This is a genomic window from Cyclobacterium salsum, assembly GCF_010119245.1.
Classification (GTDB): Bacteria; Bacteroidota; Bacteroidia; order Cytophagales; family Cyclobacteriaceae; genus Cyclobacterium; species Cyclobacterium salsum.
The window spans coordinates 406,327-431,267 of sequence record NZ_WNKG01000004.1 but is presented as its reverse complement, the minus strand read 5'-3'; the positions used below and the strand labels follow the sequence as shown (position 1 = coordinate 431,267).

The following is a 24,941-nucleotide window of genomic DNA, read 5'->3' as shown; positions in this document are numbered from 1 at the left end:
TGAAATAAGATCGGATTATGAGTATGCAGTATCTGAATTACCAAAAAAGCTGCCTGCCAATTATTCCGAAGAAAAACGATTTCAAAAATTACGATTTTGGAACCGTAGAAAAGGCAACATCTGAAAATTAATATTATTCAAATAACTCACAATTATGGAACGATCAATTTGTTTTAAACGAGTGTCACTTCTATTTACAACTAAACGGAGCCTCTTTTTTTTCGTATTTGTGGGAATGATGCTCTTCTCTTGTGAAGGGGGAGGGAGCTATGATGAAATTGCACCACCAGTTGCATTTTCACCTAATATCCCGGTCGATGTTGACCCTGTATTACAAGAAAAGCTAAAAAAAGAAGGAGATATTTACGCCTTAAATGAAAGCTTTAATCGCTACAGCTGGCAAGCATTTATGGCTATTCAATGGCCAGTAGCTAAAGATGGAACCCCTAAATCTAAATTTACAGATGCTGGTGAACCAGCTTGGTTAGGTTGGAAAGAGGCCTTTCAGGTGTATCGGGAAGATGGTCAAAAACCAGCTCCATGGGGAGCTCCCAGAACAGACTTTGGACTGAAAATTCCCAAAGAGGTTTTAGCTGATGCTGACGCTAGAATTGTACTATCTTCGAACACACCAACACATCCCGACAATTTTAGCAATATAGCCGATGAGACCGATCAAGCTTTTGCTGGGAAGTTGTACGATCAAAACGGCAACGTGGTAGTATACGAGGTACTTATGAATCAAATTGAATTTGATTATGTAGTAGAGAATCAATTGTACAACATAAATGGTCAGTTAGATTTTACAAGTACAGGCGCTATTGCGGACTTTCCTGCTGGAGATTACAACGCTGGAAATTTAGGAGCAGTAGAAATTAAATTTGCATGGAAGATTCTAGAAGATTCAGACATTAAATCTCGCTACTACCAAGATGAAGGGTACGTATATAATGATGCCGGTGATTTAGTTAAAAAAGACATTGGGTTAATTGGAATGCACATAAGCCAAAAAACGCCAACCGCAAAGCAGTGGGTTTGGTCCACTTTTGAGCACGTAGATAACCTGGATCAGAATGTTATTGAAGTTAATGGTAAGCGGAAATTAATTCACCCAACCCTACGTGATCCGAATTGCGAAATTTGCCCGGTAAACTACGATGTATCTAACGGTACAACCTTTAAGTTTATGGAAGACCCACAAGGAGATTATTGGCAATTAACAGGCAAGGATCAGCAAAAAAAAGATAGTATTTACCCAGAGCAGTATTGGGCATCGGAAAAAGTAATGAAAACCCAGGCTTTTAGAATGGTAGACATTCCAGTGAGGGTAAAAAACATTAACAAACAAATGCAAGCCTATTTTGCACAAGAAGGCAGTATATGGCAGTATTATATGCTAGTTGACACTCAGTATCCGTTAAACCAAAACGCACTACCTGGACCAAATGGCAAAGACGACAATACGGTTCCTGAGTCTGTCGTAAACAAGCCGGGTGGAGATCCAAATATTGCTTTGCTTACTAATTTAACTATGGAAACATTTTTTCAAGGAGGAAACCAAAATGCGTCTGATTTAATGGAAGGCAATCCCAAAAACGCAATAACCATTTTTGGAACCGAAAGCTGTATGGGTTGTCATTCAAGTGCTGGGATCTATAAAATTGTTAATGGGGAAGTCAGTAATAACGGACCGCAACTCTCAGGAGATTTTAGCTGGCTTTTAGGCAAAGCCAAGTACAACGATTCAATTGCGCCTCCACATCCGATTCAGAAATAAAATAGTAGATTCAATATAAATCCCACTCGACTATACCGCTGAGTATGGTCTTTTCTTCGGAATTAATAAAAGACAATATAAAAGCTAAATCGGAAAAAATTTCCTGCGACGGCGATTGTGCTGCTTCGAAGGCGTCAAAGCCGAAAGGAGTAAAAAACTCCCACTGAAAAACGGGGCAGGCACTACGAAGCCTATTGCATAATTCCATCTAATTTATAATAATATTCAGGTTTACGGTTCTAAAATTTTCCCATTAAAACTCAATTTTAATGGTTTAAAGGCCATTTTGACCTTTATTTCTTCCTGTTCATTTTTGGCCCTGATTCACTTAGGTGTTCAGGACAGGCCCTGAGCCGCTTTGCTTTTCAGGACAGGCTTGCCCAAAAACGAACCAAAGAGATCAAGGCTGTCAAATCTTATTTCAAATGATGGGTTATAGTTTAGAGAATAAATCTCTTTTACGTTTCCATCATTTGATTTTTGAATCAGAATTCCAGGCTAAAAAAGAGTGGATCTCCTAAGGGAGCTAACTCTTTTTCTTAACTCCTTCCATCTTGATCCAAAAACCATAACCATTGAAGGCCGGAAAAAACCTAATTTTGGATCAGAGAAAATAAGTTTTTATCAATTAAAACAACGAAAAAGTTAAAAATTGGTTGAATACTGAATTTTGGGTCAAAAATCGTATATTATCAATTCTTTTTTCAATTAAACTAAACTCAGATAACAATGAAAAAAATTGGGATGCTTATCGCCCTATGCCTGTGGATGTTTCAGGTACAGGCGGAGCTGAAATTACCGCGGGTTTTTGCGGATCACATGGTGTTGCAAAGAGGCCAGGAAATCCCCGTATGGGGAATGGCCGATCCGCGACAACGAGTGATTGTCACCTTTCAGGACAAGGAATATCGGGTCAGAGCCGATCGGGAAGGAAACTGGGAACTTAAACTGGATGCTTTTCCAAAAGGGGGACCCTATACATTAACGGTTAACACATCGAAAGAATCACTTGCCTATGAAAACGTCATGATGGGGGATGTGTGGGTGCTGGGAGGCCAATCCAACATGGAATGGGCCTTGAAAAACACCAACAACGGGGAGGACAGTATCAAAGTGGCCGATTATCCCAATATCCGCTTGTTTGAGGTAGGAAGGGACCTGAGCCTGCAGCCTCTGGAAGATGTAGCCGAAGCCAAGTGGTCCGTTTGTACACCGGCTTCCGTTGAAAATTTCTCCGCCATCGGTTACTATTTTGCCCGAAGAATTCAAGCAGACCTGGATGTGCCGATAGGACTGTTGGACATCAATTGGGGTGGTACGGTTTCCGAGGCATGGACCAGTGCAGAGGCAATGGCTACGCACGCAGATTTCAGCCAACGGATCGCCACCAATCAGGTAGAGGGGCCTACCGATTTTTCCGATCCGGAGGTCCGGAGGCCCAACAACTGGCCGACCAGCCTTTTCTATGGCATGCTGGAGCCGGTGATACCGTTTGCCATCAAAGGAGCCCTTTGGTACCAGGGGGAATCCAATGCCGGAAGGGCCTATCAATACCGGGAGATCTTTCCACTGATGATCGAAGACTGGAGAAAACAGTGGGGACAGGGCGATTTTCCCTTTATTTGGGTGCAGTTGGCCAATTTCAGACAACCGAAAGAAGAACCGGGCGATAGTGACTGGGCCGAATTAAGGGAAGCTCAAAGCATGACCTTATCCCTTCCCAATACCGCACAGGCAGTGATCATTGATAAAGGGGAGGCCGATGACATCCACCCCAGAGATAAATGGACAGTTGGAGAAAGACTGGCTCGTGCTGCAAAAAAGGTAGCCTATGGAATGGATGTGGTCTACAGCGGCCCCACCTTTAAATCCATGGAAGTTCAGGGAAATCAGATCCGGATCAGTTTCGATCAGGTGGGTTCTGGCTTGATGGTCAAGGATAAATACGGCTATGTAAAGGGCTTTGCCGTGGCTGGCGCTGACAAGGAATTTCACTGGGTCAAAGGCTTTCAGGATGGAAACCAGATCGTTTTGGAAACCGGAGATATAGCGCAGCCGGTTGCGGTGCGATACGGCTGGGCAGACAATCCCGATGATCTCAACCTGTACAATAAGGAAGGACTTCCTGCTGATCCGTTCCGAACGGACGACTGGCAGGGAATCACCTACGGCAAGAAATAGGGCATGTAGATTTTAACCAAAGTAGTGTCCGGGTATTTCCGAAAGCGTAGCATTTGGTCTCCGGATACTACTTTTTTACCAAAATTTTATTTTTTCCACGGCAGCTACCAGGCGGCGAATGTCCTCCGGAAAAACATGTCCGATATGGCCAATTCTAAAAGTAGGTGCTTGCGAAACCTTTCCCGGATAAATGACAAAACCCTCGGATTTCAATAAGTGGTACAGTTTTTCAAAGGAAAAACCGGAATTTTCAGGTTCATGGAAGGCCGTTATGATCGGAGATTGGTCTTCCGGAGAAAGGAAAGCCCGAATACCCGCATTTTCCATTCCTCGAATCAGGATTTCGTGATTCGTGCAGTAGCGTTGATACCTCGCTTCTATGCCTCCCTCTTCTTCCAGTTCTTGCAAGGCTTGTAAAAAGGCCCGAACGGTATGGGTGGGCGAGGTAAATCGCCATTTGCCCTTGTTTTCCTCCATGGTTTGCCATTGATCAAACAGGTCTAGCGAGTGACTTTTCGAATTACCCTCGCACTCCAGCAGCAGGCCTTTATTGGCCAACACGAAACCAAATCCCGGCACCCCCTGAATGCACTTATTGGCACTGCTGATCAGGAAGTCGATTTTTGGGGCGCGGATATCCAGGGGAATACCTCCAAAGCTACTCATGGCATCCAGAATGAAAACTTTCCCCCATTTCCCGGCCAATTCGGCAATGGGCGCATACCGATTGCGCATACCGGTAGTCGTTTCGCAGTGTACCATGCCTATATGGGTGATTTCCGGATGGGCTCGCAGCGTTTTTTCCACGATTTCCGGGTCCGGCTGTTTGCCTTCTGAGAACGTCAGTACTTCCAATCCCACGCCCATCATGGAGGCAATTTTTGCCATTCGTTTGCCATAAGCACCATTTGAAATTACCAGAAGGGTGCTATCGGGCTTTAGGCAGGTCCAAAGGACAGCTTCTACTGAAAAGGTTCCGCTTCCCTGCATCAATACCGATGTATAACCAGAACCACCTTGACTCAGTTCTACCAAGGAAGAACGTATCTTTTGGACCAGCTCGTTGTAATCCGAATCCCAGGTGCACCAGTCCCGGTTCATGGCGGCACGTACGGTTTTACTGGTACTCAAAGGTCCGGGAGTAAGCAATAAATAAGGGTTTTCGGGTATGATCATGATGGTAATAGGCAAAAATTCGAATGCTAAATATAAGGTTTCCGCCCTACTATTTCAGGAATCTGCCTGAAATTAGTATCTTCATTAGTGAACCGGTTACAACATCATGGATAATTTTATTTCAGGCATCCACAATTATTGCGACCGTTGGTGTGAGCGATGTGTTTATGCCGACAGGTGTAGGGTTTTTGCCATGGAAAAAGAGGATCGGCAGGTAGCTGCAAATGATCCGAAATGGGAAACATCCCTGGAACCCATTACCAAAACTCTGGAAGAAGCCATAAAACTGCTTGATAAAATGGCCAGGGAAAAGGGCATAGACCTGACAAGAACGGATCCGGAGTTTGAGAAAGAAAGGGCTGAACAAAAAACAGCGGTAGAAAAGCACCCCTTGACACAAAAATCCATGGCTTATTTGGAACTCTCCCGGCAATGGCTGGAACAAGGACTGGTAAAGATCTGCATGGATAAAATTTTTGAGGAGGTGGAGCTGGGGATAAGAACGATGCAGGAAGGAGAAAGGGAAATTTTGCTGCTGAGGGAAAGTCTGGAAGTAATTCGTTGGTACCATCACTTCATAGTTGCGAAAAGCCATCGGGCTTTGATGGGAAAGGAGGGAGGCTATGAAAAGGTACTTCCCGAGAAGGATCGGGATTACAATGGTACTGCCAAAATAACACGGATCGCCATTGAACGCTCCCTGCGGGCATGGGCAACGCTCCTGGGATTCTTTGAAGAAGAGGAAAGTGCCCTATTCAGGATTATGGCGGCTCTTCAGCAAGTCCAGGCGGAATTGGAACAGACATTTCCCGATATGGATCTTTTTGTAAGGCCCGGGTTCGATAAGTAGGCTTATACCTCAAAAAGACTGATGCTGAAATAGGATTTGCTATCGGTAAAATGATGGTCCTTATTGAATCCCGCATTTTCCCTGATCCGATCCAGGTCATGCAGGCTGTATTTTTGCGAAATCTCCATATGGATGGCTTCGTAGGGAGAAAAAGTAAGGGTTTGGCCAGATACCCGGACCTTTTGTTCGACTTTACTGATCAGGTAGCTATTGGTGGCCCCGCTTATGGGATCATAACTCGCATAGTGATCAAAATCAGCGGTATTGAAATTTCCATTTAATTCCCTATTGATCCTGTCCAGAAGGTTGATATTAAACTTTTTGGTGATGCCGGCGGGATCATCATACGCCGCAAGAATGGTTCTGGGATGCTTTTTCAGGTCAACTCCCAGCATAAAGTAATCCCCCTTTCCCATAAAACTTTTTACAAAGCGGATAAAGTCAAGGGCTTTTTCTCCTTCAAAATTTCCGATATTGCTGCCAAGAAACAGAATAATTTTCGGGTTTTTTCTTGACGAAATATTTTTCAGGGTTTCAAAGTAGTCCCCGGCAATGGGGTTGACACACAGACCGGGAAGTTTCTGCCGCATGATTTCTTCATTTACCGAAAGTATTTCAGGAGAAATGTCCAGGGGAATATAGGTGACTTTCTTCTTTTCCCGGATCATGGCATCCAGAAAATACGCGGTTTTACTGCCATCTCCGGCACCAAGTTCTACGACGTCGTAGTTAGCCTCCGGGAGTTTGTTGATGATGTCTTTTGCCCGGTGTTGTAAGATTTCTGTTTCACAAGCAGGGAGGTAGTATTCCGGCAGGTGCATGATTTGCTGGAACAGGGCAGAGCCTTTATGATCATAAAAGTATTTGGAAAAAAGTCTCTTGGGGTTTGATTGCAATCCCTTAAGGATATCCTTTTCAAATGTGTCTGTTGTCATAGGGATTGGGCAAGTCTGATTCCAGAAAAAATCCATCGAGAGGCAGGCGCAAAAAAATTACGGTAGCTTTTTCTGCTATGGTTGGCTGCCGTGGCCACGGAGGCACCTCTCAAAACGTGTTGGTTGATCATAAATTTTCCGTTGTATTCTCCCAGCGCTCCCGGGGCTTTTTGAAATCCGGGGTAGGGAAGGTAGGCACTTCCCGTCCATTCCCAGAGTTGTCCCCAGGAAAATCGGTCCGCAGCAGCCTCCCACTCGAATTCCGTAGGTAGGCGCAGGCCTTTCCATTCGGCAAAAGCATAGGCTTCGTACATGCTCACATGTTGAACCGGTAGTGACGGGTCCACGGGCATCAGTCCATTTAGCGTGTAATGGTGCCATTCTCCTTTGGTATAATGCCAGTACAGGGGAGCCTCTAGGGTATTTTTTTGCAGGTAATCCCATCCGTCGGCATGCCAAAGATTAAAATCCGAATAGGCACCGTCGGCGATGAATTCCATATATTCCCCATTGGTGACCAGTTTGCTGGCAATTTGATAAGGCTCCAGAAAGACCCGGTGCCTTCCCAATTCATTGTCATAACAAAAGCCATCCCCGGAGAAGCCGATTTCATTAATCCCCTCCTCCATCGGGATCCAGGAGAATTCCTGGTTTTCCGCCTGCACAGCAAACGACGCTCCGTATACCGGAAAAGTGGGCTGATGGCCTAAAATGTATTTGATATCATATACTAGCAATTCCTGGTGTTGTTGCTCGTGATGAATGCCTAACTCCAGAATTTCCAGGGCTTCGGTACCGGCCTTGCCAGAAGAAAGCAGCCCCAACACTTCTCGTGTTACATGCGATCGGAAAGCCATTATTTCCTTTACAGGTGGCCGGCTCATTAGGCCCCTGTTTGGCCGCAAAACCCGTTCGCCCGCATTATTGTAATAGCTATTAAATAAATATGCAAAATCCGTGTCGTAAACCTTATAACCCGACTTGAACGGGCCAAGCAGAAACTGCTCAAAAAACCAGGTGGAATGCGCCAAATGCCATTTGGGCGGGGAGACATCAACGATGGGCTGAGGTACATGGTCTTCTGCGGTCAGAGGCGCACAAATTTCCTCTGTTTTCAGTCGACACGCCTTGAATTGTTCAACCAGGGTTTGAAAAGTAGTTTCGGGTTGGCTTACTTTCATTGACATACAATGATATGGTTTTTGGTTTTTCAGGGTATAAACAAGAAAATGAAGGGAAGCGATTAAGCTTCCCTTTTTATTTTGGTTTAGGGACGGATAAAAATAGTATCCTTCACCGGATAATAAAATCAATTACTCATAAAGTTCGACAATCATGTCGATTTCCACGGCGATGTTGTTGGGCAGCGAACTCATGCCTATGGCGGCGCGGGCGTGCTTTCCCTTGTCCCCAAAAACTTCTACCATCAGGTCGGAGAAGCCGTTGATTACCTGAGAATGTTGCTTAAAGGAGGGGTCTGCATTGACCATGCCCTGGGCACGAACGATGTTTTTTACTCGGTTGAGATCTCCTATTTCGGCCTTAAGTGAAGAAAGCAGGGAAATTCCCGTAAAGCGAGCCGCTTCGATACCTTGTTCCAATTCCAGATCTGCGCCCAATTTCCCGATTACCTGAGTGCCATCGGGTCTATCCGGCCCATGACCCGCCAGGTACACCACATTTCCTACGGTTTTGGCTTTGAGGTAATTGGCAGTGGGTGGGTTAGGCATGATCAATTCTATGTCCAGATCCCGGAGTCGTTGTTCCGCATCGACACCGTCTCCTGTTTGTTCCTGTACGGTGGATTCCTCCGAAACTTCCGAAACCTTTTCCTCACAGGAAAGCAATATCAGAAAGGCGAATGACAGGAGTAATGCATAATTTTTCATAAGTCTGTTTGTTTTTAAAGGTGGTGAATGCGGTCATTTGGGGCAAATTGTCAATAGAAAAACCTTAGGTCGCCAAGGGAGGCCCTGAGGGTACCATGATTTTCTCTTTTCGGGGCCTGTCCCCAGATTTTTTGGCTGTAAATTTTGCCGTCAGGTATTCTCCCATGAACACTTCCCCTTCGAGGGTGTCTCCGCTTAGATTACCCGTAAACATAAAGGTTACCGAATCGCCCGGTTTTCGGAAATTACTGCGAAGGACCACTTTGTTTCCTTCCATGCTTCCGTAAATATCCTGGTGGGCAAAATCACTCATATGGGTGCCGTTGAGCCAGTTTCCGTCCTGCGTCAAAACCCATGTATGGGTGCTTTGGCTACTGAAAAAGGCCATTTCGACATCCCATTTTCCGCTGAGGTTTGCGGTAGCAGGAGTCATGGAATGGTCTATCGCTTTTCTTTTTTCCGACAGCGTCTGATGAATTCGGTCAGCAATCACCTTGGCTTCCCCCTCCTGCATTTGGTTAGGGCTGATGGTAATGGCGGTAAGCCCATCCTGGTTTCGGCTTCCTACGGCGATCCGGGGAGCCGTGCGGCCAAAGAGTTCGGCTACCTCAGCACCCGTGATATGCAGTAGGTTCGGATCCCAATGAATCAGTAGCATGGGAGCCCGGTTATTTAGCCCCTCAGGGAGGTTGATGGAATGCGTCACTCCTTTGATTTTGGTAGCCCGGTCGGCAATTTGGTTGAGCCATTGCATCCAGGTTTCCCATTCTTTTTCGTGGTCGCGGGTGGTCCAGGCTTCCACTGCTGCCAGCATGCCCAGCATTTCCTCCTTGCCCACTTTATTGTCCCTTCCAGGTCCATGGTGAGGAGAGCTCGCTTGCCAGGCAGACAGCATCAGGTCTTTTCTTCCGAGTAACAGGCCCGCGCATTGGGGTCCGCAGATGGCTTTACCCCCACTGTACGCCACCATGGTGGCTCCCCGCTCAAAATGGACACAGGGGATGGTCAGGTTTTCTGCAGCAGCGTCCATTAAGATAGGGACTTCGTGACTTTTAGCGATGTTAGCGATGTTTTCCAGGGATAAAGGTTGGCCTGTAGCGGCTCCTCTCCCGGAAATTAGGTAAATCATGGCCGTCTTAGGGCTTAGTGCCTGTTCTAACTCCTCAGGACTGTCCACCTCTATAATGGTCACGCCGATGTTTCGCACCGCATGATCATAGACGTTTCTGGAATGGCGGGGGATGATGACCTCTGTTTTGTCCATTCCCGATAAGTCGGGTATTCGGAGGAGTTTTTCCGGATTGCCGCCGGTGACACAGGCGGCCGTGGCGTGTTTCATGGCCGCTGCACAACCTGCCGTAATGATTCCAAAATCTGCTTTGGTAATTTCTGCCAGCCGCTCGCCAATGGCAAAGGCCAGCTCATCGTATTGCACGAAGTTTTTGGCCGCAGCGGCCATGGCCTGATGCACTTCCGGGCGCTCAATGGAGCCGCCGATAATGGTAAAGGTGCCGCGACAATTGATGATGGGCTCCACGCCCAGGGAACGGTAAATGTTTTCGTCCAGGGCAAGAGGGCCGGTTGCCTTTTTTCGGTTGTCGATGAGTGGCGACATGCTCATCAGGCTTCCCCCCATGGGGAGGATCGCCAGGTTTTTGATCATTTCTCTTCTATCCATATCACTGATAATTATAAGTTTTAGCCGCCAGCCCGTTCAGATCATAGACGACCTTACCGCCTTTTATGGTCAGCTCTGTTTCCAATTTGTGTTTTCCGTTGATTCGATTCCCACCGGCATCTACAAAGCCAAAATCCCCTTCCAGTAATTTTAACAGCGTCAAGTCCGCGACGGCTCCTTCCGTCAAATGGCCCAAATCCGGCCGTTGGATGACCTGGGCCGCTTGCCAGGAGGCCCGCTGAATGACTGCTTCCAGCTCCATACCCAGGGCCAAGAATTTAGACATGACGTTCAGCATGTTTTTCATACCGGAATTCATGCTAAACCGGTGGAGGTCTGTTCCAAATGTGTGCGGTTTCAAGCCCTGTTGCAAAGCCGGGATAGCCTGACTGAACCAAAACCCCGCACCGCCATGACCCACATCGAAATGCACGCCCCGCTTGTAGGCCGCCATTACAAAAGGACGCAGCTGCCCTTGTTCATCCACGATGGGCATGCGTTCGTCAATTTCCTCAAAACTGTGGGTCAAAATATCTCCTGGCCTCATTTTTTCCAATTGCTCGGCCAGGGTAAACCGGGGCAGGTGGCACTCCACCAGCAAGGGTTTTTGGGCATTTCCCGAAGCCAATAATGCGTTTTCAAAGGGCAACCACTCGGGTCCTGTATAATGCCCTATCTTGATGCCAACCAAAATATCCGGATACCGCTGAAGCATTTCCAGGGCTTTTTCCGGATCCATGTCTTGTAAGTTTTCCTGTGTCGAATGGCCGCTCATTCCGGTACCGGCAATATTTAAAAATGCCAATACCCGGGTTTGGGAGGCATCGATCACGTTTTTTTTAAAGGTTTCAAAATTCCGCCATCCGGAAGTGCCGGCATCCACCACCGTGGTGACACCCGAGCGAAAGGTGAAATCATCCGGGGAAACACTGGAAAAACCATCCGCAAACGTGCTGGCTTTGCTCCCTACAAAAACATGGGTGTGAATGTCGATCAATCCGGGGCTCAAAATCAATCCGGAGGCATTGATTACTTTTTTGGCCTTTTCGGCGGGAATAGAGCGAGCTACCAGGGCTATTTTTCCATCCGCTATTCCCAGGTCCATGGTGTCCTGGATCTTGTTTTTAGTATCCACCAGGTAGGCTCTTTGGATGAGTATGTCAAAATCCTGGGCAGAAAGTGGCAACCAACATCCAATCACCAGAATAAGTAAACACAGGTGTTTCATTTTAGTAAACCATTATCGGTTGCTAATTTCAGTTTCCCAGTGAGGAGCGTTGATTCCGTTCAGGTCCCAGACGATTCTGCCGGCCCGTAGGGTCAATTCGGTTTCCAATCGTTGAGTTCCGTCAATTCGCGTTCTACGAATATCCTGAAAGCCAAAATCTCCTTCGACCAACCTAAAAACAGCGATGTCTGCTTCTGATCCGGGGTCCAGATTTCCTAAATCCTCCCTGTGGATCACCTGGGCGGGATTCCAGGTGGCCCGGAGGATGACTTCTTCCAGGCTCAGTCCCATGTTCATAAACTTGGATAGTAAATTGGCCATGTCCTTAAATCCGCCATTCATGCTGTCTTTATGCAGATCAGAGCTGATCACATCCGGCAAAAACCCTTGTTCTATAGCCGGGATAGCCTGTCTGAAGGAAAAAGCGCCTCCGCCATGCCCCACATCAAAACGAATCCCTCTTTTCTGGGCTTCAAAAACAAAGGGTTTCACGTTCAGATTTTCATCTACGATGGTTTCCCGATTAGTGGGGCCGTAGGAAAACGTGTGAGTGAAAATATCGCCGGGCCTCAGGTGCTGCATAAAAAGTGCTTCGATGGAATTGGGTGGCTGGTGCTCACCAAAATCGACCATAACGGGTACATTGGCCAGCTTTCCGGCTTCAACGGCTAGGTCTACTTGGGTAAAATCTCCCCAATAATGCGCTGATTTGATACCTACCAGTATCTCCGGAAATAAGCGGTTGATCATGTGAGCCGTCATGGTAGGATTCATATCCATCACGTTCTGTTCCTCGAATCTGCCATACATGCCGGTGCCTACGATATTCAGCAGTGCCAATACCCGGGTTTGCGAGCGGTCAATGGTTTGTTCTTTGAATTGACGGAAATTTCGCCATCCCGAAGAACCCGCATCTACGACGGTGGTAACCCCAGATCGAAAGGTAAACCCATCGGGAGGAAGACTGGTCAGCGCGTCGGCGATGTAGGAATCCGTATTAGTGCCATGAAAAACATGCACATGCATGTCTACCAGTCCCGGGGTAATGTACAGCCCGCTGACATCAAGCGTTTTCTTTGCACTACTGGCAGGAATGTCCTTTTCAACCTTTAGTATGGTTTTGCCTGAAATGGCCAGGTCCATGGGTTCGTTGATCCCATTTTTCGGATCCAGCAGGTGGCCGCCTTTTAATAAAAGATCGATTTCCTGGGCCGCAACTGGAACCGTGCCAAGCAGCAGGGTACAAGCAATGGCAAGCAGTCGATGCAGCACCAAACCAGAGAAGGATTCATAGCTAGTCAATGGGCGTTGGGTTTAGATGAAAGAAGCGATAAACGTAGGTTTTTCTTTTGGGAAGTACGGAAATATTGCAAAAAAAAATGTTTTTACAAAGCCCTATTTTATTAAATGCCTGCTTACCGACCGTTTCGCTTTTTATTAATGATAAAATTTTTCAAATTAACAGCTTGCTAACCCAAATTTACCTTGTCACTTTATGAACGAATCCAAAAATGCCCCGAAAACCAATTTTTTGCAAAAGATATGGATCTGGATGCTGGGTATCGGCCCCGGTATTTTCTGCATTGGTTATACCATCGGGACGGGAAGTGTCACGTCCATGGCCAAAGCCGGTAGCCAATTCGGCATGCAATTGCTGTGGGTTTTGGTGCTGAGTTGTTTGTTTTCCTGGGTGTTGATGGAAGCTTATGGAAGGTACGCCGTCATTACCGGGCAAACGTCTATCTATAGTTTCAAAACCAAATTAAAAGGAGGCAAGCTCATTTCATACCTGGTAGTGGGGGGAATCGTTTTGGCCCAATGGAACTCTCTTTCGGGTATATTAGGACTGAGCGCCAATGCGATTTATGAAATGGTTATCTTGTTTTTTCCCGGCATTTCCGGAGCCTCCTACTGGCCGGTGTTGGGAATTGCGATCGTGTTGATTGTACTGATGTATTCCTTGCTTTGGGTGGGGCAGTATTCCTTTTTCGAAAAGGTATTGATCGTTTTTGTGACCATCATGGGGATTTCCTTTATTATTTCCATGTTTGTGGTGCTACCGGATCCAGCCCAGATGGTCAGAGGGCTTGTTCCGTCCGTACCGGATGTGGCAGGAGGGAAATTATTGGTAGCCGCTTTTGTGGGCACCACGATGGCCGCACCCACTTTTGTCGTGAGGCCCCTTCTGATGAAAGGTAAGGGCTGGGGACCTGCGCACACGCGGGAGCAATCCAAGGACGCATTGACCAGCGCCATTTTGATGCTGGTAATAAATCTTTCCATCATGGCTGCTGCGACCGGAGCCCTTTATGCCGAAGGCAAGACCATCGAAAAGGTAATGGATATGGTATACACTCTTGAGCCGGTAGCCGGTAAATTTGCCGTTGCCGTCTTCATGACTGGCGCATTAAGTGCCGGGTTATCTTCTGTTTTTCCGATTTTGATGGTTGCTCCCTTGTTGGTTGCCGACTACAAGGAGGGAGAACTGGATACCGGGTCCAGCAGGTTCAGGATATTAACAGGAATTGCCTGCCTGGTGGGGTTAACCGTTCCCATCCTGGGAGCCAACCCCATTTTTGCTCAGATCTTAACCCAGGTGGCCGCCGTATTCGTTTTGCCCCTCGTCATTGCCTGCATGCTGTATCTCATCAATCAAAAACAACTTATGGGCATTCATAAGGCGGGGGTTTGGCTCAATACCGGCTTGGTGGCTGCACTGGTGTTTGCCTGCGTGATTTCCTATACAGGTTACCTGGCATTGATGGAATTGGTGTAACGCTGCTACCGCTATTATTCTTGAGAATTGGTGCGTAAGGAGGCTACTTCTTCGGGTAGAATAGGGCTGGCCTGGTTTTCAAAATGCTGCCGTAGATAGGTCAGTACACTTGCGATTTGCTGGTCATCAAGAAATCCATGGGCTGGCATCACATTATCGTAGCGTTCTCCGTTCACTTCTATTTCCCCGTCCAGTCCTTCAACTACAATCCGAATAAGGCGTTCTTTATCCCCGGACACCCATTCGGTTTGGTGCAATCCAGGAATTCGTCCCGCCGCACCTTTTCCGTCTCGTTGATGGCAGGGAGCGCAATAGGTACTGTATACCTGGTTTCCCTGAGGCTGTTTCCCTCGGTCCAGGTTGTCCTGATCCGGGTGGGGGGTTCGAATATTCGCTAACTGTTTTTGCGCTTCCATGGCTGCAAGTGATTCTTCGCCGAAGGAATGTTTATCGCCTGTGAATAGGACTCGCCAAATCTTCCCCTTATTTGAATCTGAAATATACAGGGAGCCATCCGGCCCCTCGGCCAAGCCCATGGGTCTGAATTCCGCATCGCTGACATTTATTATCGGATTGGTGCCAGCAAAGCCATTGGCAAAAACCTCCCAATCACCGGTAGGTTGTCCGTTTTCAAAGGGTACGAATGCGACAAAGTAGCCGGACTGTGGATAGGGACCCCGGTTAGTAGAACCATGAAAAGCCACAAAAGCACCTCCTTTATACCTCTCCGGAAACTGTTCGCCTTTATAAAAGAGCAAATCGTTGGGTGCCCAATGACCCGGGAATCCCATCACCGGATCATCCATATCCCCGCACCTACCAATGATTTTTCCATCGCCTCCGTATTCGGGTGCCAGCACCTTTTTCCCCTGAATCTGATCGTAATAGCAATACGGCCAGCCATAATCGGCGCCCTTGGTCACTTTGATAAACTCCTCCGATGGCAAAACGGCACTCTCCCATGGAGTAAAGGTTTCCGGATAGAGCAGGTGGAGGTTATCTCTTCCGTGCATGACCAGGTACAGGTGATTGTCCTGCTGGTTAAAATCCATCGCTACCACACTTCGTATACCTGTGGCAAACAGTTCCCCATCTTTCTGGGTCATTCCCAGTTTGTCCATAGGGAACTTCCAGACCCCGCCATGTTCGGCTAGCTCGGGGCAGGGATCCAATCCTTCGGAACCGGGTATGCCGCCCGGCTTATTTACCAAATCCTGGCAGGCATTGGAAGGGCTACCAAAGGGGACGTATAGGTTTCCTTCCCGGTCGAAGGAAACCGGTTTGGTGATATGCCAGTGGATGCCGTGTTCGTGGTCATCAGTAAGTACAATTTCCATCGGGCTGTCGGGGATTAGTTTTCCAAGTACCAGGCGATTCCGGTACACTACCCTGGCGGCACTATAATATAGGTACCCGTCGTGAATTCGCATCCCGTTTGCCAGACTGCCTTCGTCTTCATATTCCCCGAAATAAGTGATGATATCTGCCTTGCCATCGCCAGTGGTATCCCTCAAGGCTACGTTGCTTCCCACTTCTCTTGCATATCTTAGTTTGACATAGATATCCCCATTCTCCCGGATTGCCAAATGCCTTCCTTTGCCAATACTATCCACGACCACCAAAGCCCCAAATCCCTCGGGTAATGAAAGCCCGCCGTTATCCTGGTCCGGATGGGGTGGACCGACCGGGCTTTTACAAGAAGGGACTATAAACATCATCCATGTTGAAAGGAGAATAAAATAGATAGACGGCAAAAGAATACGATTCATGGGTGTATTACGAGTTTTCTGTGTTAATTTGTAAAATTACTTTTATATTTAAATATAAGATTGTGTTATTGGTAGTAAAATGAATTAATTTAAGCGAGTTTTGTCTATTTGACAAGCGAAAAAAATGACACGAAACCGAAATAAAAATATTATTTCTATTGAAAAGATTCGAAAACGACCGAAATTTTAAAAAAAACGGTAAAACATTTTTTTTAATTATTGTTGACAGGATTTGCTATTTTTTGATTTTTAGTTTGTTATAAACCCAAAAATTATTTCAACGGTATTTCGGTTGCTTGTGAATTAAATTCTTCCTAATATTAAGCCTACATTAATTAAAAATTACCCAATCTAGCCAACCTGACCGAACGTATTTATTTAAGAATTGCTAAAATTGAATTCTGAAAAATAATGTCGATGCATTGAAATAAATTGCTTCGGATGATTTCCGAAAGGTATTGTTGATATCCAACAGTGATGGTTAAAATTAAACATTGGAAAAATTTCCAAAATCCAATTCAATTCAATTGTTCATTTACTTATGAAAAAAAGTTTACTAATTTTATTTCTGGCCCTCTTTGCGATAAAAGGCATGGCTCAGGAACGAACGGTCACGGGTACCGTGACTGATGCAGACGCTGATTCCCCTTTGCCGGGTGTCAGTATATTGATTAAAGGAACTAATACCGGCACCATTACGGACATAGATGGTCAGTATAGTATTAGTGTACCTGATGCACAATCCGTGCTGGTGTTTTCTTACCTGGGATACGCATCTCAGGAAAGAGTTGTTGGTAACAATACGGAGATTAATGTAACCTTGTCCTCCGAGCTGGAGGCCCTATCGGAAGTGGTGGTAACCGCCTTCGGTCTGGAAAGGGAAAAGAAAGCACTTACGTACACCGTACAGGATGTAAGTACGCAGGAACTCTCGGAAGCAAGGGAGTTGAACGTGATGAATTCACTTTCCGGTAAAGTAGCCGGGTTGTCCATCAACCGCTCCGGTAGCGGTGTGGGTGGAGGCACCCGGGTAGTATTGAGAGGAAACCGATCCATTAGTGGAGACAGCCAGCCCTTGTATATTGTGGATGGCGTGCCTGCCAATGGGATTGAGAACCTCAACCCGGATGATATTGAGAGCATAAACGTTCTGAAAGGACCTAACGCAGCCGCTCTTTATGGTAGCCGGGCAAACAACGGTGCGATCGTGGTCAATACCAAGAGGGGTCGCGAAGGCGGTTTCCAGGTAAGTTTAAACACCTCGTACATGTTTGACCAACCGCTGATTTTGGCCAATTTTCAAAACGTATACGGACAGGGAAGTAATGGCAATTATGCTCCCGGATCTGAGTTTTCCTGGGGACCCAGAATGGATGGATCTTCTGTAGCCCACTGGTCTCCGGATCCAAACAGGTCTCAGGATACCTATTCCTTTTCTCCACAGCCGGATAATATCAATGATTTTTATCAGACGGGCCACAATTTAGCTACGACGCTTGCCATTACCGGCGGAAACGAGCGAAATCAAACCTATTTTTCCTATACCTACACCGACGCTGCAGGCGTGGTTCCTGGGAACGAGTTAGGCAGACACAGTATCAACCTGCGTTTGACCAATAAATTATCGGAGAAATTAACGCTGGACTCAAAAGTCAACTACATTCGTCAGGACATAGACAACCAATTGTCTCAGGGAGAAAGTTTTTCCAACCCCAACCGGCATATTATGCGTATGCCTCGAAACATCACCACGGAGGATTTCGCCAGATATGAATATGTGAATCAGGCCGGTTTGTTACGGCAGAATTACTTTAATCCGGGCTCTAACGGGGGTGCCAACCCTTATTGGACCATTAATCGAAACCTGAGAAAGAATACTTCAGACAGGTTGGTGGCCTTTTCTTCATTGAGTTATGAAATAGCCGAAGGGCTGACCGTTTTGGGTCGAGCTGCCCTGGACCGATCGTTTGGTAACAGCGAGGAGAAACTATACAATGACAGTTACATCATCGCTCAAAACGGAAGGTTTTCGGTAGGCCAGTCTGAGAACATGGAGATAAACACCGATTTCCTGATCAGCTATGAGAAATCCTTAAGCGATGATTGGTATTTTAATATCAATGCCGGAGGAAATAGCCGTATCAACCGAAATTCGGCGTTGAATTCCAATACCGGTCAGAACATGGTCGTTCCGAACTTTTTTGCCTTGACTAATACTCAGCAGGTGGTTTCAAGCCACGGGGTAGGTGCTCCGAAAGATGTGAATTCACTTTACTCTTTTGCGCAGATTGCCTGGAAAAATGCTGTTTTCCTGGATATTACGGCCCGAAATGACTGGTCTTCTACCCTTCCAAAGGATAATTGGTCTTTCTTTTATCCTTCCGTAGGCTTAAATGCTGTCGTATCTGATTTGGTAGAATTTCCGGAGTGGTTCACTTTTGCGAAAGTAAGAGGGTCCTTCGCTGAAGTTGGTAACGACACCAGCCCCTACCAGCTTCAACGTACCGCTGCTTTTGCAGCAGGTGGATTGGGAGGATACCTATCGTTGAGTACGACCCTTCCTAACGAAAATTTACTCCCCGAAACTACGCAGTCCATTGAATTGGGTGGTGACTTCCGATTCCTGGACAATCGTCTCGGTGTTGACTTCACCTATTACAAAACCAATTCATTCAATCAGCTCTTTACGGTGGCCTTGCCGGTAGGTTCAGGCGCCTCCAGCTTCTTTACCAATGGTGGGGATGTACAGAACGAAGGAATTGAGGTGGTGTTGAATCTTACTCCGATTCGAAGAGCCGATTTTAACTGGAATATCACGGCAAACTTCGCCCGCAACATTTCCATGGTTAATGAAATCAATGACCAGCGGCCCAGCATTGTAGTAGGAGGAGACTTCTTGCGACAATTTAGGGTGGAAGAAGGTAAAATGTTTGGAGAGGTTTATTCCAGAGGATACCTTAGAGACGATCAGGGAAGAGTAATTGTGGGTGATAATGGTGTTCCGAGAACGACTCCTGGATTTACAGTCCGCGTTGCCAATTACAATCCAATTTGGTTGGGAGGTATACAGAACTCATTCACCTATAAGAATTTCCGTGCTAATTTTACCATTGATTTCCGTCAGGGAGGTAGCATTGCTTCGCTTACCAACGCTATTATCTACGCCGATGGTATGACTGAGGAGACCTTACAAGGGAGAGAAGGTGGATTGGTATTCGGTGAAAACTTCATGGAACACGAAACGGCCGTCAAAGAAACAGAAGACGGTACCTTCGTTCCTAATGACATTGAAACAACTGCCGAGTTGTTTTGGGTAAATATGGGAGGTAGAAATGCGCCGATAGGTGAAGTATTCTCCTATTCAGCTACTAACGTTCGATTGCGAGAAGCAGTGATTGGGTATACCATCCCTGCAGCCAAATTGGAAAGTTTGCCTTTGAACAGTGTTAGTATCAACTTTGTAGCCAGGAACCTGTTTTTCTTCCTGAATGAAGCGAAGAACATTGACCCTGATGTGACGGTTGGAACCTCAGCAGCTGCACAAGGATTTGACTCCTTTGGCCCTCCGACGGCAAGATCCTTTGGTTTTAATGTTAATTTAGGATTTTAAAAATAGTAACGATGATAAAAATATCTAATATAGCGATGGGTTTATCCCTTACGGCGTTGACATTCGGCGCTTGTACGGAAAACTTTGAAGAGTTAAATACCCAACCCAATGCGATTGTAGCGTCCAACCTGGACATTGGTCTGTTGGGACAGGCTTTCGCCAATGCACAAGGTCGGGCGATGTATCTTGCCCCTGGAGGAAGTACGGCTGGCTTTCAGACCGCTCAAAGCTTGTTTGCAGATTTATATGCGCAATATTTTGCCACCACGCAGGTGAACTTTGATTCTGATCGCCACATACAGGTGGGTGGCTGGTCAAACGGTGCCTGGAATTATTTCTACGGTCAGGCAGCTCCCGTTATTCAGTTTGTGGAGGAATTTACAGAGGAAAACGAACTCCCCCTGGAAAATGCCTTTATCAAAGTATGGAAAGTACAGGCATACCACCGTATTTCCGATTATTGGGGACCGATTATTTATTCCTCTTACGGAAACGGTGAGACAGTGGTGCCTTACGATTCTCAGGAAGAGGTATACCGGGATTTATTCACGGTACTCGATGAAGCCGTAGCGGTGTTGAAGCAAAATACCGGTGGAAGTGCCTTTGTTGGGCATGACCAGATATTTGGGGGATCTGCCGATAAGTGGTTAACCTATGCCAATTCCCTGAGGCTGAGATTGGCCATGCGGGTGAAGTACGCCGATCCTGCACTAGCCAAGACTGAGGCAGAAAAAGCCGTGGCCGATGGCGTCATGGAGTCGAATGATGACAGTGCCTTTATCAATACCACGGTACAGTCCAGAAATCCGTATTGGATTATTACCAACTGGGGTGAATTCCGAATGAGTGCCCTGATGGAAAGTGTAATGGTGGGTTATGATGATCCGCGTACCGGAGTTTATTTCAGTGAAACGGTTGATTATCAGGAAAGCGGGGAGGGAGAACCCTATCAAGGTTTAAGAAACGGACTTTCCCGGGAAGATTTGGGAGAAACCGGTTGGAATGACGCGCACTCAGATATGGGTGTTATCTTCTTGAATGAAGGTAGGGGTGGAAGTGCTTCCGGTGAGCCCTGGAGAGTCATTAGTGCTGCTGAGGTTCAGTTTTTGCTGGCTGAAGGCGCGCTGGAAGGCTGGGCCATGGGCGGCTCTGCACAGGAATACTATGAGAAAGGTATCGAATTGTCTATGTCTGAGCCTAGAATCGGAGCAGATCCTGCTGCTATTCAAGACTATATCAATAGCGACAATACACCAAAGCCGGTAACCTTCCCTGATAATCCGGAATGGAACATGGGACCCAATTCAAATGTGCCAGTAGCTTTCTTAACTGGGGGCACCAAAGAAGAACAGCTGGAGCAGATTTGTACCCAAAAGTGGGTTGCTATCTATCCGGATGGATGGGAAGCCTGGGCGGAATTGAGAAGGACCAATTATCCTACCCCCTATCCGAGATTGAATTCAGACAATGAAGATGTGCCAGCGGATGAAGTGATGCCAAGGTTGATCTTTGTTCAAGGAGAATACGATAATAACAATGAAGCGGTTACTGCTGCAGAGGAGTTGCCGGAGTTGACAAGCAGGGGAGGTAACACCAACGGAACCAAACTTTGGTGGGATGCCAAACCCGAGTAAGCTTAGTAAAACTTATTAATCAATTAAATAGAAAAGTGCCGTTCTTAACGGCACTTTTTTAATTTGCATTCAAATCAGCAGGTATGATACGTCATTTCAGCCTTTCCTATTGGCTCTTTGTTTTTCTTGTTGCAATTTCCTGCAGGCAAGAAAACCCCAACGCCGTTTTTACTGAGTTACCATCCCGAAAAACGGGTATCGATTTCAAAAACCTCGTGCGCGAATCGGATGACTTTAATGTATTGACTTACGGTTACTTTTATCAGGGCGGTGGTGTAGCCGTGGGAGATATCAATCAGGATGGATTGCCGGACATTTATTTTACGGGCAATATGATGGCTAGTAAACTGTACCTAAACAAAGGCAATTTTGAGTTTGAAGACATTACGGAGTCTGCGGGTGTGGCTGCGGCCGGCCTTTGGAATACGGGCACTACCATGGCGGATGTAGATGGAGATGGACTGCTGGATATTTATGTTTGCCGGTCGGCTGCCAATGATCCCAACAACCGGAAAAACCTGCTTTATATAAACCAGGGAGACCTGACCTTTCGGGAAGCCGCTGCAGATTTCGGGTTAGATGACCCAGGCTATTCCACCCAGGCCTCGTTTTTTGATTACGACCATGATGGTGACCTGGACCTGTTTCTCTTGAACCATTCCACGCAGGAGTATGCTGGATTTAGTAGAATAGACGGTTCCTTTAAGCAACGGACAGGGGAGTATCTGGGGGATAAGTTGTATCGGAATGATCAGGGTAAATTTGTGGATGTAACCCGGGAAAGCGGTATAATTGATAACGTATTGGGATTTGGCTTGGCCGTGACAGTTAGCGATTTAAACGATGACGGCTGGCTGGATATCTATGTGAGCAACGATTACAACGAAGAAGACTACCTTTATTACAACCAGCAGGATGGTACGTTTAAGGAAAGTATTAAGGAGCACATGGGGCACGTTTCCCTTTTTTCCATGGGAGCCGACGCGGCTGACCTGAATAATGACCTGCTTCCGGATTTGCTTACCATGGATATGATGCCGGAGTTCAATTTTAACCAGAAGTCCATGCTGGGGCCTGAAAATTATGATAAGTACCGGGAACTACTAAACAAGGGATTTCACGCCCAGTCCATGCGAAACATGCTGCAGCTCAATCAGGGGGATGGAAATTTCATTGAGCTGGGACACTATGCGGGGGTGGCGCATACGGACTGGAGTTGGGCGGTACTGGCGGCTGATTTTGATAACGATGGTTGGAAAGACATTTTTATCAGTAACGGTTATGCCCGAAATTACCTGGACATGGATTTTTTGAACTATATGGTAAGTGAACGGATTAAAACGAATCAAACCGGGAAAGAAGAAGCATTGATTGAATTGATCGATAAAATGCCTCCTATCTATGTTCAAAATTATTTGTACCAGAATCAGGGGGATTTGACTTTTGAAAACAAGGCAAGTGACTGGGGGCTTCATCAGGAAACCGTATCCAATGCCGCTGCTTATGCCGATTTGGACGGTGACGGGGACCTGGATCTGATTGTTTGTCACACCAATGATCCGGTGAGTATTTATCGAAATAATAGCGAAAAGCTGTATGAAAGGGCTTTTCTAAAAATCAAATTGCAAGGGAATACAAAAAATACCAGTGGAATTGGTGCCAAAGTCAGGGTTTATGCCGGAGGGATGCATTGGCAGCAGGAAATGATACCTACCCGAGGTTACCAATCGTCGGTGGACCATGAACTCGTTTTTGGCCTGGGAAGCGTGGTGCGGATTGACAGTCTGGAAGTATGGTGGCCGGGAAACGGTTATCAGGTGCTCCATGATTTAGCAGTGAACCAGACCATTCGCCTGGACCAGGAAGCATCGCAGGAAGCCCCATTTAATGTTGATCACACGGAGCGCCTCTTGTTTGAGGAAGTAGATGGTGCCCTTGGGCTGGATTTTGTTCACCGAGAAAGTTCTTTCCTGGATTTTAGTCAAGATCGGTTAATGCCAAACACCATGGGGTCCATTGGCCCAAAAATGGCTACAGCAGATGTGAATGGAGACGGTCTTCAGGATCTATTTATCGGAGGAGGGAAGGATCAGGCTGGCAAACTTTTTATTCAGAATCAGAAGGGAAGTTTTTACGAATCAGTACAGCCGGGACTGCAGGCTGATAGTTTGGCTATTGATACGGATGCCGTTTGGCTGGATGTAAACGGGGATGGGTTTCCTGACTTATATGTGGTCAGTGGCGGAACGGATTTTCCGGAGTCCAACCCGGCCTACCAGGATCGTTTATATCTGAACGACGGAACGGGTCGGTTGGTCCGGGATGGGGCGGCCCTTCCGGAGATGCGGGTAAGCGGCAGCTCGGTGTCCATTGCCGATATCAATGGTGATGGTTGGGAGGACTTGTTTGTTGGAGGCAGGTATTTACCTGGAAAATACCCGGAGCCACCCCGCAGTTATTTGTTGCTCAATGATGGGAAGGGGCAATTCAGAGACGCTACGATGGATTACAATCGGGATTTGCTTGCTCCCGGACTGGTGAGCGACGTTCAATTTGCAGACACAGATGGAGATGGAGATGCGGAGTTGATTTTGACAGGCGAGTGGATGGGAATTCACATCTACAAAAATCAAAATGGACGTTTGGAGCTGATTAATGAGGAAATGGTCGAACAAACCAAAGGCTGGTGGTTGCGCCTGGCGGTGTTGGACGTGGATGAAGACGGAGACCTGGATATTGTGGCAGGAAATTACGGAGAGAACACCGTTTACCAGGCGGACCGGGAGCAGCCGTTGCGAGTGGTGTTTAAGGATTTCGATAATAATGGCCGGGTGGATCCATTGTTGACCTATTATAAAGCCGATACCAATTCTTTTGCGTTCAGCCGGGATGAACTTATCGGACAGTTACCCATGATGAAGGGTGAATTTGCCGATTACCGGTCTTTTGCCGAAGCAAGCGTGGGGGATATTTATGGAACGCTGGAAATGACGGGAGCCGATACTCTCTTTGCACATCAATTACAATCAGTACTTTTGGAAAACGACGGAAAGGGTCAATACTCCATTCAACCCCTTCCGGCAGCGGCTCAATTTTCCCCCCTGTACGCGGTTGAAATGGGTCGATTACCAGGTATGGAAAAGTCATTTTTGCTGACGGGCGGAAACCTGAGCAGGACCCGGGTCAGTACGGGAAGGCTGGATGCCAATCCGGGCTTCGTCTTTGCCATGAACGCGCCGGGTGCCTGGAAGTTGATGCCTCCGGCAAAGGTAGGACTGCCTTTTCCCGGAGAGGTCAGAGATATCAAAGTAATGGAAGTGCAGGGGATAACGTATATCGTCTATGCGCAAAATAACGGTAAATTGCGTGTATATAAACTTTCCCAAAGTTTAGAACTTTGGGAAAGTTTATTTTAACGGGAAGGAAAGTTTATTTTAA

15 protein-coding genes are annotated in these 24,941 nt (G+C 46.7%); 7 read left to right on the top strand and 8 right to left on the bottom strand.

Annotated features, from left to right (window positions below; genetic code table 11):
* The first annotated feature begins 154 nt into the window (after positions 1-154).
* Both GJS45_RS09130 and GJS45_RS09125 read left to right on the top strand, forming a co-directional pair.
* Complete coding sequence (locus GJS45_RS09130; protein WP_162341166.1) at positions 155-1,777, top strand: hypothetical protein; 1,623 nt, start codon at positions 155-157, stop codon at positions 1,775-1,777.
* A gap of 729 nt (positions 1,778-2,506) precedes the next feature.
* Positions 2,507-3,958: a sialate O-acetylesterase gene (locus tag GJS45_RS09125; protein ID WP_162341165.1), complete on the top strand. Its 1,452-nt coding sequence runs from the start codon at positions 2,507-2,509 to the stop codon at positions 3,956-3,958.
* Positions 3,959-4,033: 75 nt separating this feature from the next.
* On the opposite strand, the gene phnW is transcribed toward GJS45_RS09125, so the two are convergent.
* Positions 4,034-5,134 (bottom strand): 2-aminoethylphosphonate--pyruvate transaminase, encoded by a 1,101-nt coding sequence (phnW, locus tag GJS45_RS09120; protein WP_162341164.1) that lies wholly within the window; start codon positions 5,132-5,134, stop codon positions 4,034-4,036.
* Positions 5,135-5,240: 106 nt separating this feature from the next.
* On the opposite strand from phnW, the gene GJS45_RS09115 reads away from it, so the two are divergent.
* Entirely contained in the window at positions 5,241-5,984 is a 744-nt protein-coding gene (locus GJS45_RS09115; protein ID WP_162341163.1) for a hypothetical protein, read from the top strand.
* 2 nt (positions 5,985-5,986) lie between these two features.
* Here GJS45_RS09115 and egtD read toward each other — a convergent pair whose 3' ends face one another.
* From egtD to GJS45_RS09085, 6 genes are all read right to left on the bottom strand, one after another.
* On the bottom strand, positions 5,987-6,919 hold the full coding sequence (egtD, locus tag GJS45_RS09110) for an L-histidine N(alpha)-methyltransferase (RefSeq protein WP_162341162.1): 933 nt from the start codon (positions 6,917-6,919) through the stop codon (positions 5,987-5,989).
* Complete coding sequence (gene egtB / locus GJS45_RS09105) at positions 6,916-8,100, bottom strand: ergothioneine biosynthesis protein EgtB (RefSeq protein WP_162341210.1); 1,185 nt, start codon at positions 8,098-8,100, stop codon at positions 6,916-6,918. The genes egtD and egtB overlap by 4 nt, the downstream gene beginning before the upstream one ends.
* A gap of 132 nt (positions 8,101-8,232) precedes the next feature.
* A complete protein-coding gene (locus GJS45_RS09100; RefSeq protein WP_162341161.1) occupies positions 8,233-8,808 on the bottom strand; it encodes a RidA family protein in 576 nt (191 codons plus the stop codon).
* A 64-nt stretch (positions 8,809-8,872) separates the two neighbouring features.
* Positions 8,873-10,486: an aminotransferase class V-fold PLP-dependent enzyme gene (locus tag GJS45_RS09095; RefSeq protein WP_162341160.1), complete on the bottom strand. Its 1,614-nt coding sequence runs from the start codon at positions 10,484-10,486 to the stop codon at positions 8,873-8,875.
* Position 10,487: 1 nt separating this feature from the next.
* A complete protein-coding gene (locus GJS45_RS09090) occupies positions 10,488-11,714 on the bottom strand; it encodes an amidohydrolase/deacetylase family metallohydrolase (RefSeq protein WP_162341159.1) in 1,227 nt (408 codons plus the stop codon).
* Between the two features lie 12 nt (positions 11,715-11,726).
* Positions 11,727-12,986, bottom strand: coding sequence for an amidohydrolase/deacetylase family metallohydrolase (locus GJS45_RS09085; RefSeq protein ID WP_394366583.1), 1,260 nt, complete (start codon positions 12,984-12,986; stop codon positions 11,727-11,729).
* A 223-nt stretch (positions 12,987-13,209) separates the two neighbouring features.
* Between GJS45_RS09085 and GJS45_RS09080 the strand changes: the two genes are divergently transcribed.
* Entirely contained in the window at positions 13,210-14,490 is a 1,281-nt protein-coding gene (locus GJS45_RS09080) for an Nramp family divalent metal transporter (protein ID WP_162341157.1), read from the top strand.
* A gap of 14 nt (positions 14,491-14,504) precedes the next feature.
* Here GJS45_RS09080 and GJS45_RS09075 read toward each other — a convergent pair whose 3' ends face one another.
* Entirely contained in the window at positions 14,505-16,259 is a 1,755-nt protein-coding gene (locus tag GJS45_RS09075; protein ID WP_162341156.1) for a c-type cytochrome, read from the bottom strand.
* A gap of 541 nt (positions 16,260-16,800) precedes the next feature.
* Here GJS45_RS09075 and GJS45_RS09070 point away from each other — a divergent pair.
* The 3 genes from GJS45_RS09070 (at position 16,801) to GJS45_RS09060 (ending at position 24,919) form a co-directional block, all read left to right on the top strand.
* On the top strand, positions 16,801-19,869 hold the full coding sequence (locus GJS45_RS09070) for a SusC/RagA family TonB-linked outer membrane protein (protein WP_162341155.1): 3,069 nt from the start codon (positions 16,801-16,803) through the stop codon (positions 19,867-19,869).
* A gap of 11 nt (positions 19,870-19,880) precedes the next feature.
* Positions 19,881-21,503, top strand: coding sequence for a SusD/RagB family nutrient-binding outer membrane lipoprotein (locus GJS45_RS09065; protein ID WP_162341154.1), 1,623 nt, complete (start codon positions 19,881-19,883; stop codon positions 21,501-21,503).
* Positions 21,504-21,586: 83 nt separating this feature from the next.
* Entirely contained in the window at positions 21,587-24,919 is a 3,333-nt protein-coding gene (locus GJS45_RS09060; RefSeq protein WP_162341153.1) for a VCBS repeat-containing protein, read from the top strand.
* The last annotated feature ends 22 nt before the right edge of the window (positions 24,920-24,941 follow it).

Excerpts from the sequence above, each read along its gene's own strand:
- GJS45_RS09100 (WP_162341161.1), bottom strand. The coding sequence starts at position 8,808 with ATGAAAAATTATGCATTACTCCTGTCATTCGCCTTTCTGATATTGCTT.
- egtD (WP_162341162.1), bottom strand. The coding sequence starts at position 6,919 with ATGACAACAGACACATTTGAAAAGGATATCCTTAAGGGATTGCAATCA.
- GJS45_RS09125 (WP_162341165.1), top strand. The coding sequence starts at position 2,507 with ATGAAAAAAATTGGGATGCTTATCGCCCTATGCCTGTGGATGTTTCAG.
- GJS45_RS09130 (WP_162341166.1), top strand. The coding sequence starts at position 155 with ATGGAACGATCAATTTGTTTTAAACGAGTGTCACTTCTATTTACAACT.
- GJS45_RS09070 (WP_162341155.1), top strand. The coding sequence starts at position 16,801 with ATGAAAAAAAGTTTACTAATTTTATTTCTGGCCCTCTTTGCGATAAAA.
- GJS45_RS09060 (WP_162341153.1), top strand. The coding sequence starts at position 21,587 with ATGATACGTCATTTCAGCCTTTCCTATTGGCTCTTTGTTTTTCTTGTT.
- GJS45_RS09090 (WP_162341159.1), bottom strand. The coding sequence starts at position 11,714 with ATGAAACACCTGTGTTTACTTATTCTGGTGATTGGATGTTGGTTGCCA.
- phnW (WP_162341164.1), bottom strand. The coding sequence starts at position 5,134 with ATGATCATACCCGAAAACCCTTATTTATTGCTTACTCCCGGACCTTTG.
- GJS45_RS09095 (WP_162341160.1), bottom strand. The coding sequence starts at position 10,486 with ATGGATAGAAGAGAAATGATCAAAAACCTGGCGATCCTCCCCATGGGG.
- GJS45_RS09115 (WP_162341163.1), top strand. The coding sequence starts at position 5,241 with ATGGATAATTTTATTTCAGGCATCCACAATTATTGCGACCGTTGGTGT.
- GJS45_RS09075 (WP_162341156.1), bottom strand. The coding sequence starts at position 16,259 with ATGAATCGTATTCTTTTGCCGTCTATCTATTTTATTCTCCTTTCAACA.
- GJS45_RS09080 (WP_162341157.1), top strand. The coding sequence starts at position 13,210 with ATGAACGAATCCAAAAATGCCCCGAAAACCAATTTTTTGCAAAAGATA.
- GJS45_RS09065 (WP_162341154.1), top strand. The coding sequence starts at position 19,881 with ATGATAAAAATATCTAATATAGCGATGGGTTTATCCCTTACGGCGTTG.
- egtB (WP_162341210.1), bottom strand. The coding sequence starts at position 8,100 with ATGAAAGTAAGCCAACCCGAAACTACTTTTCAAACCCTGGTTGAACAA.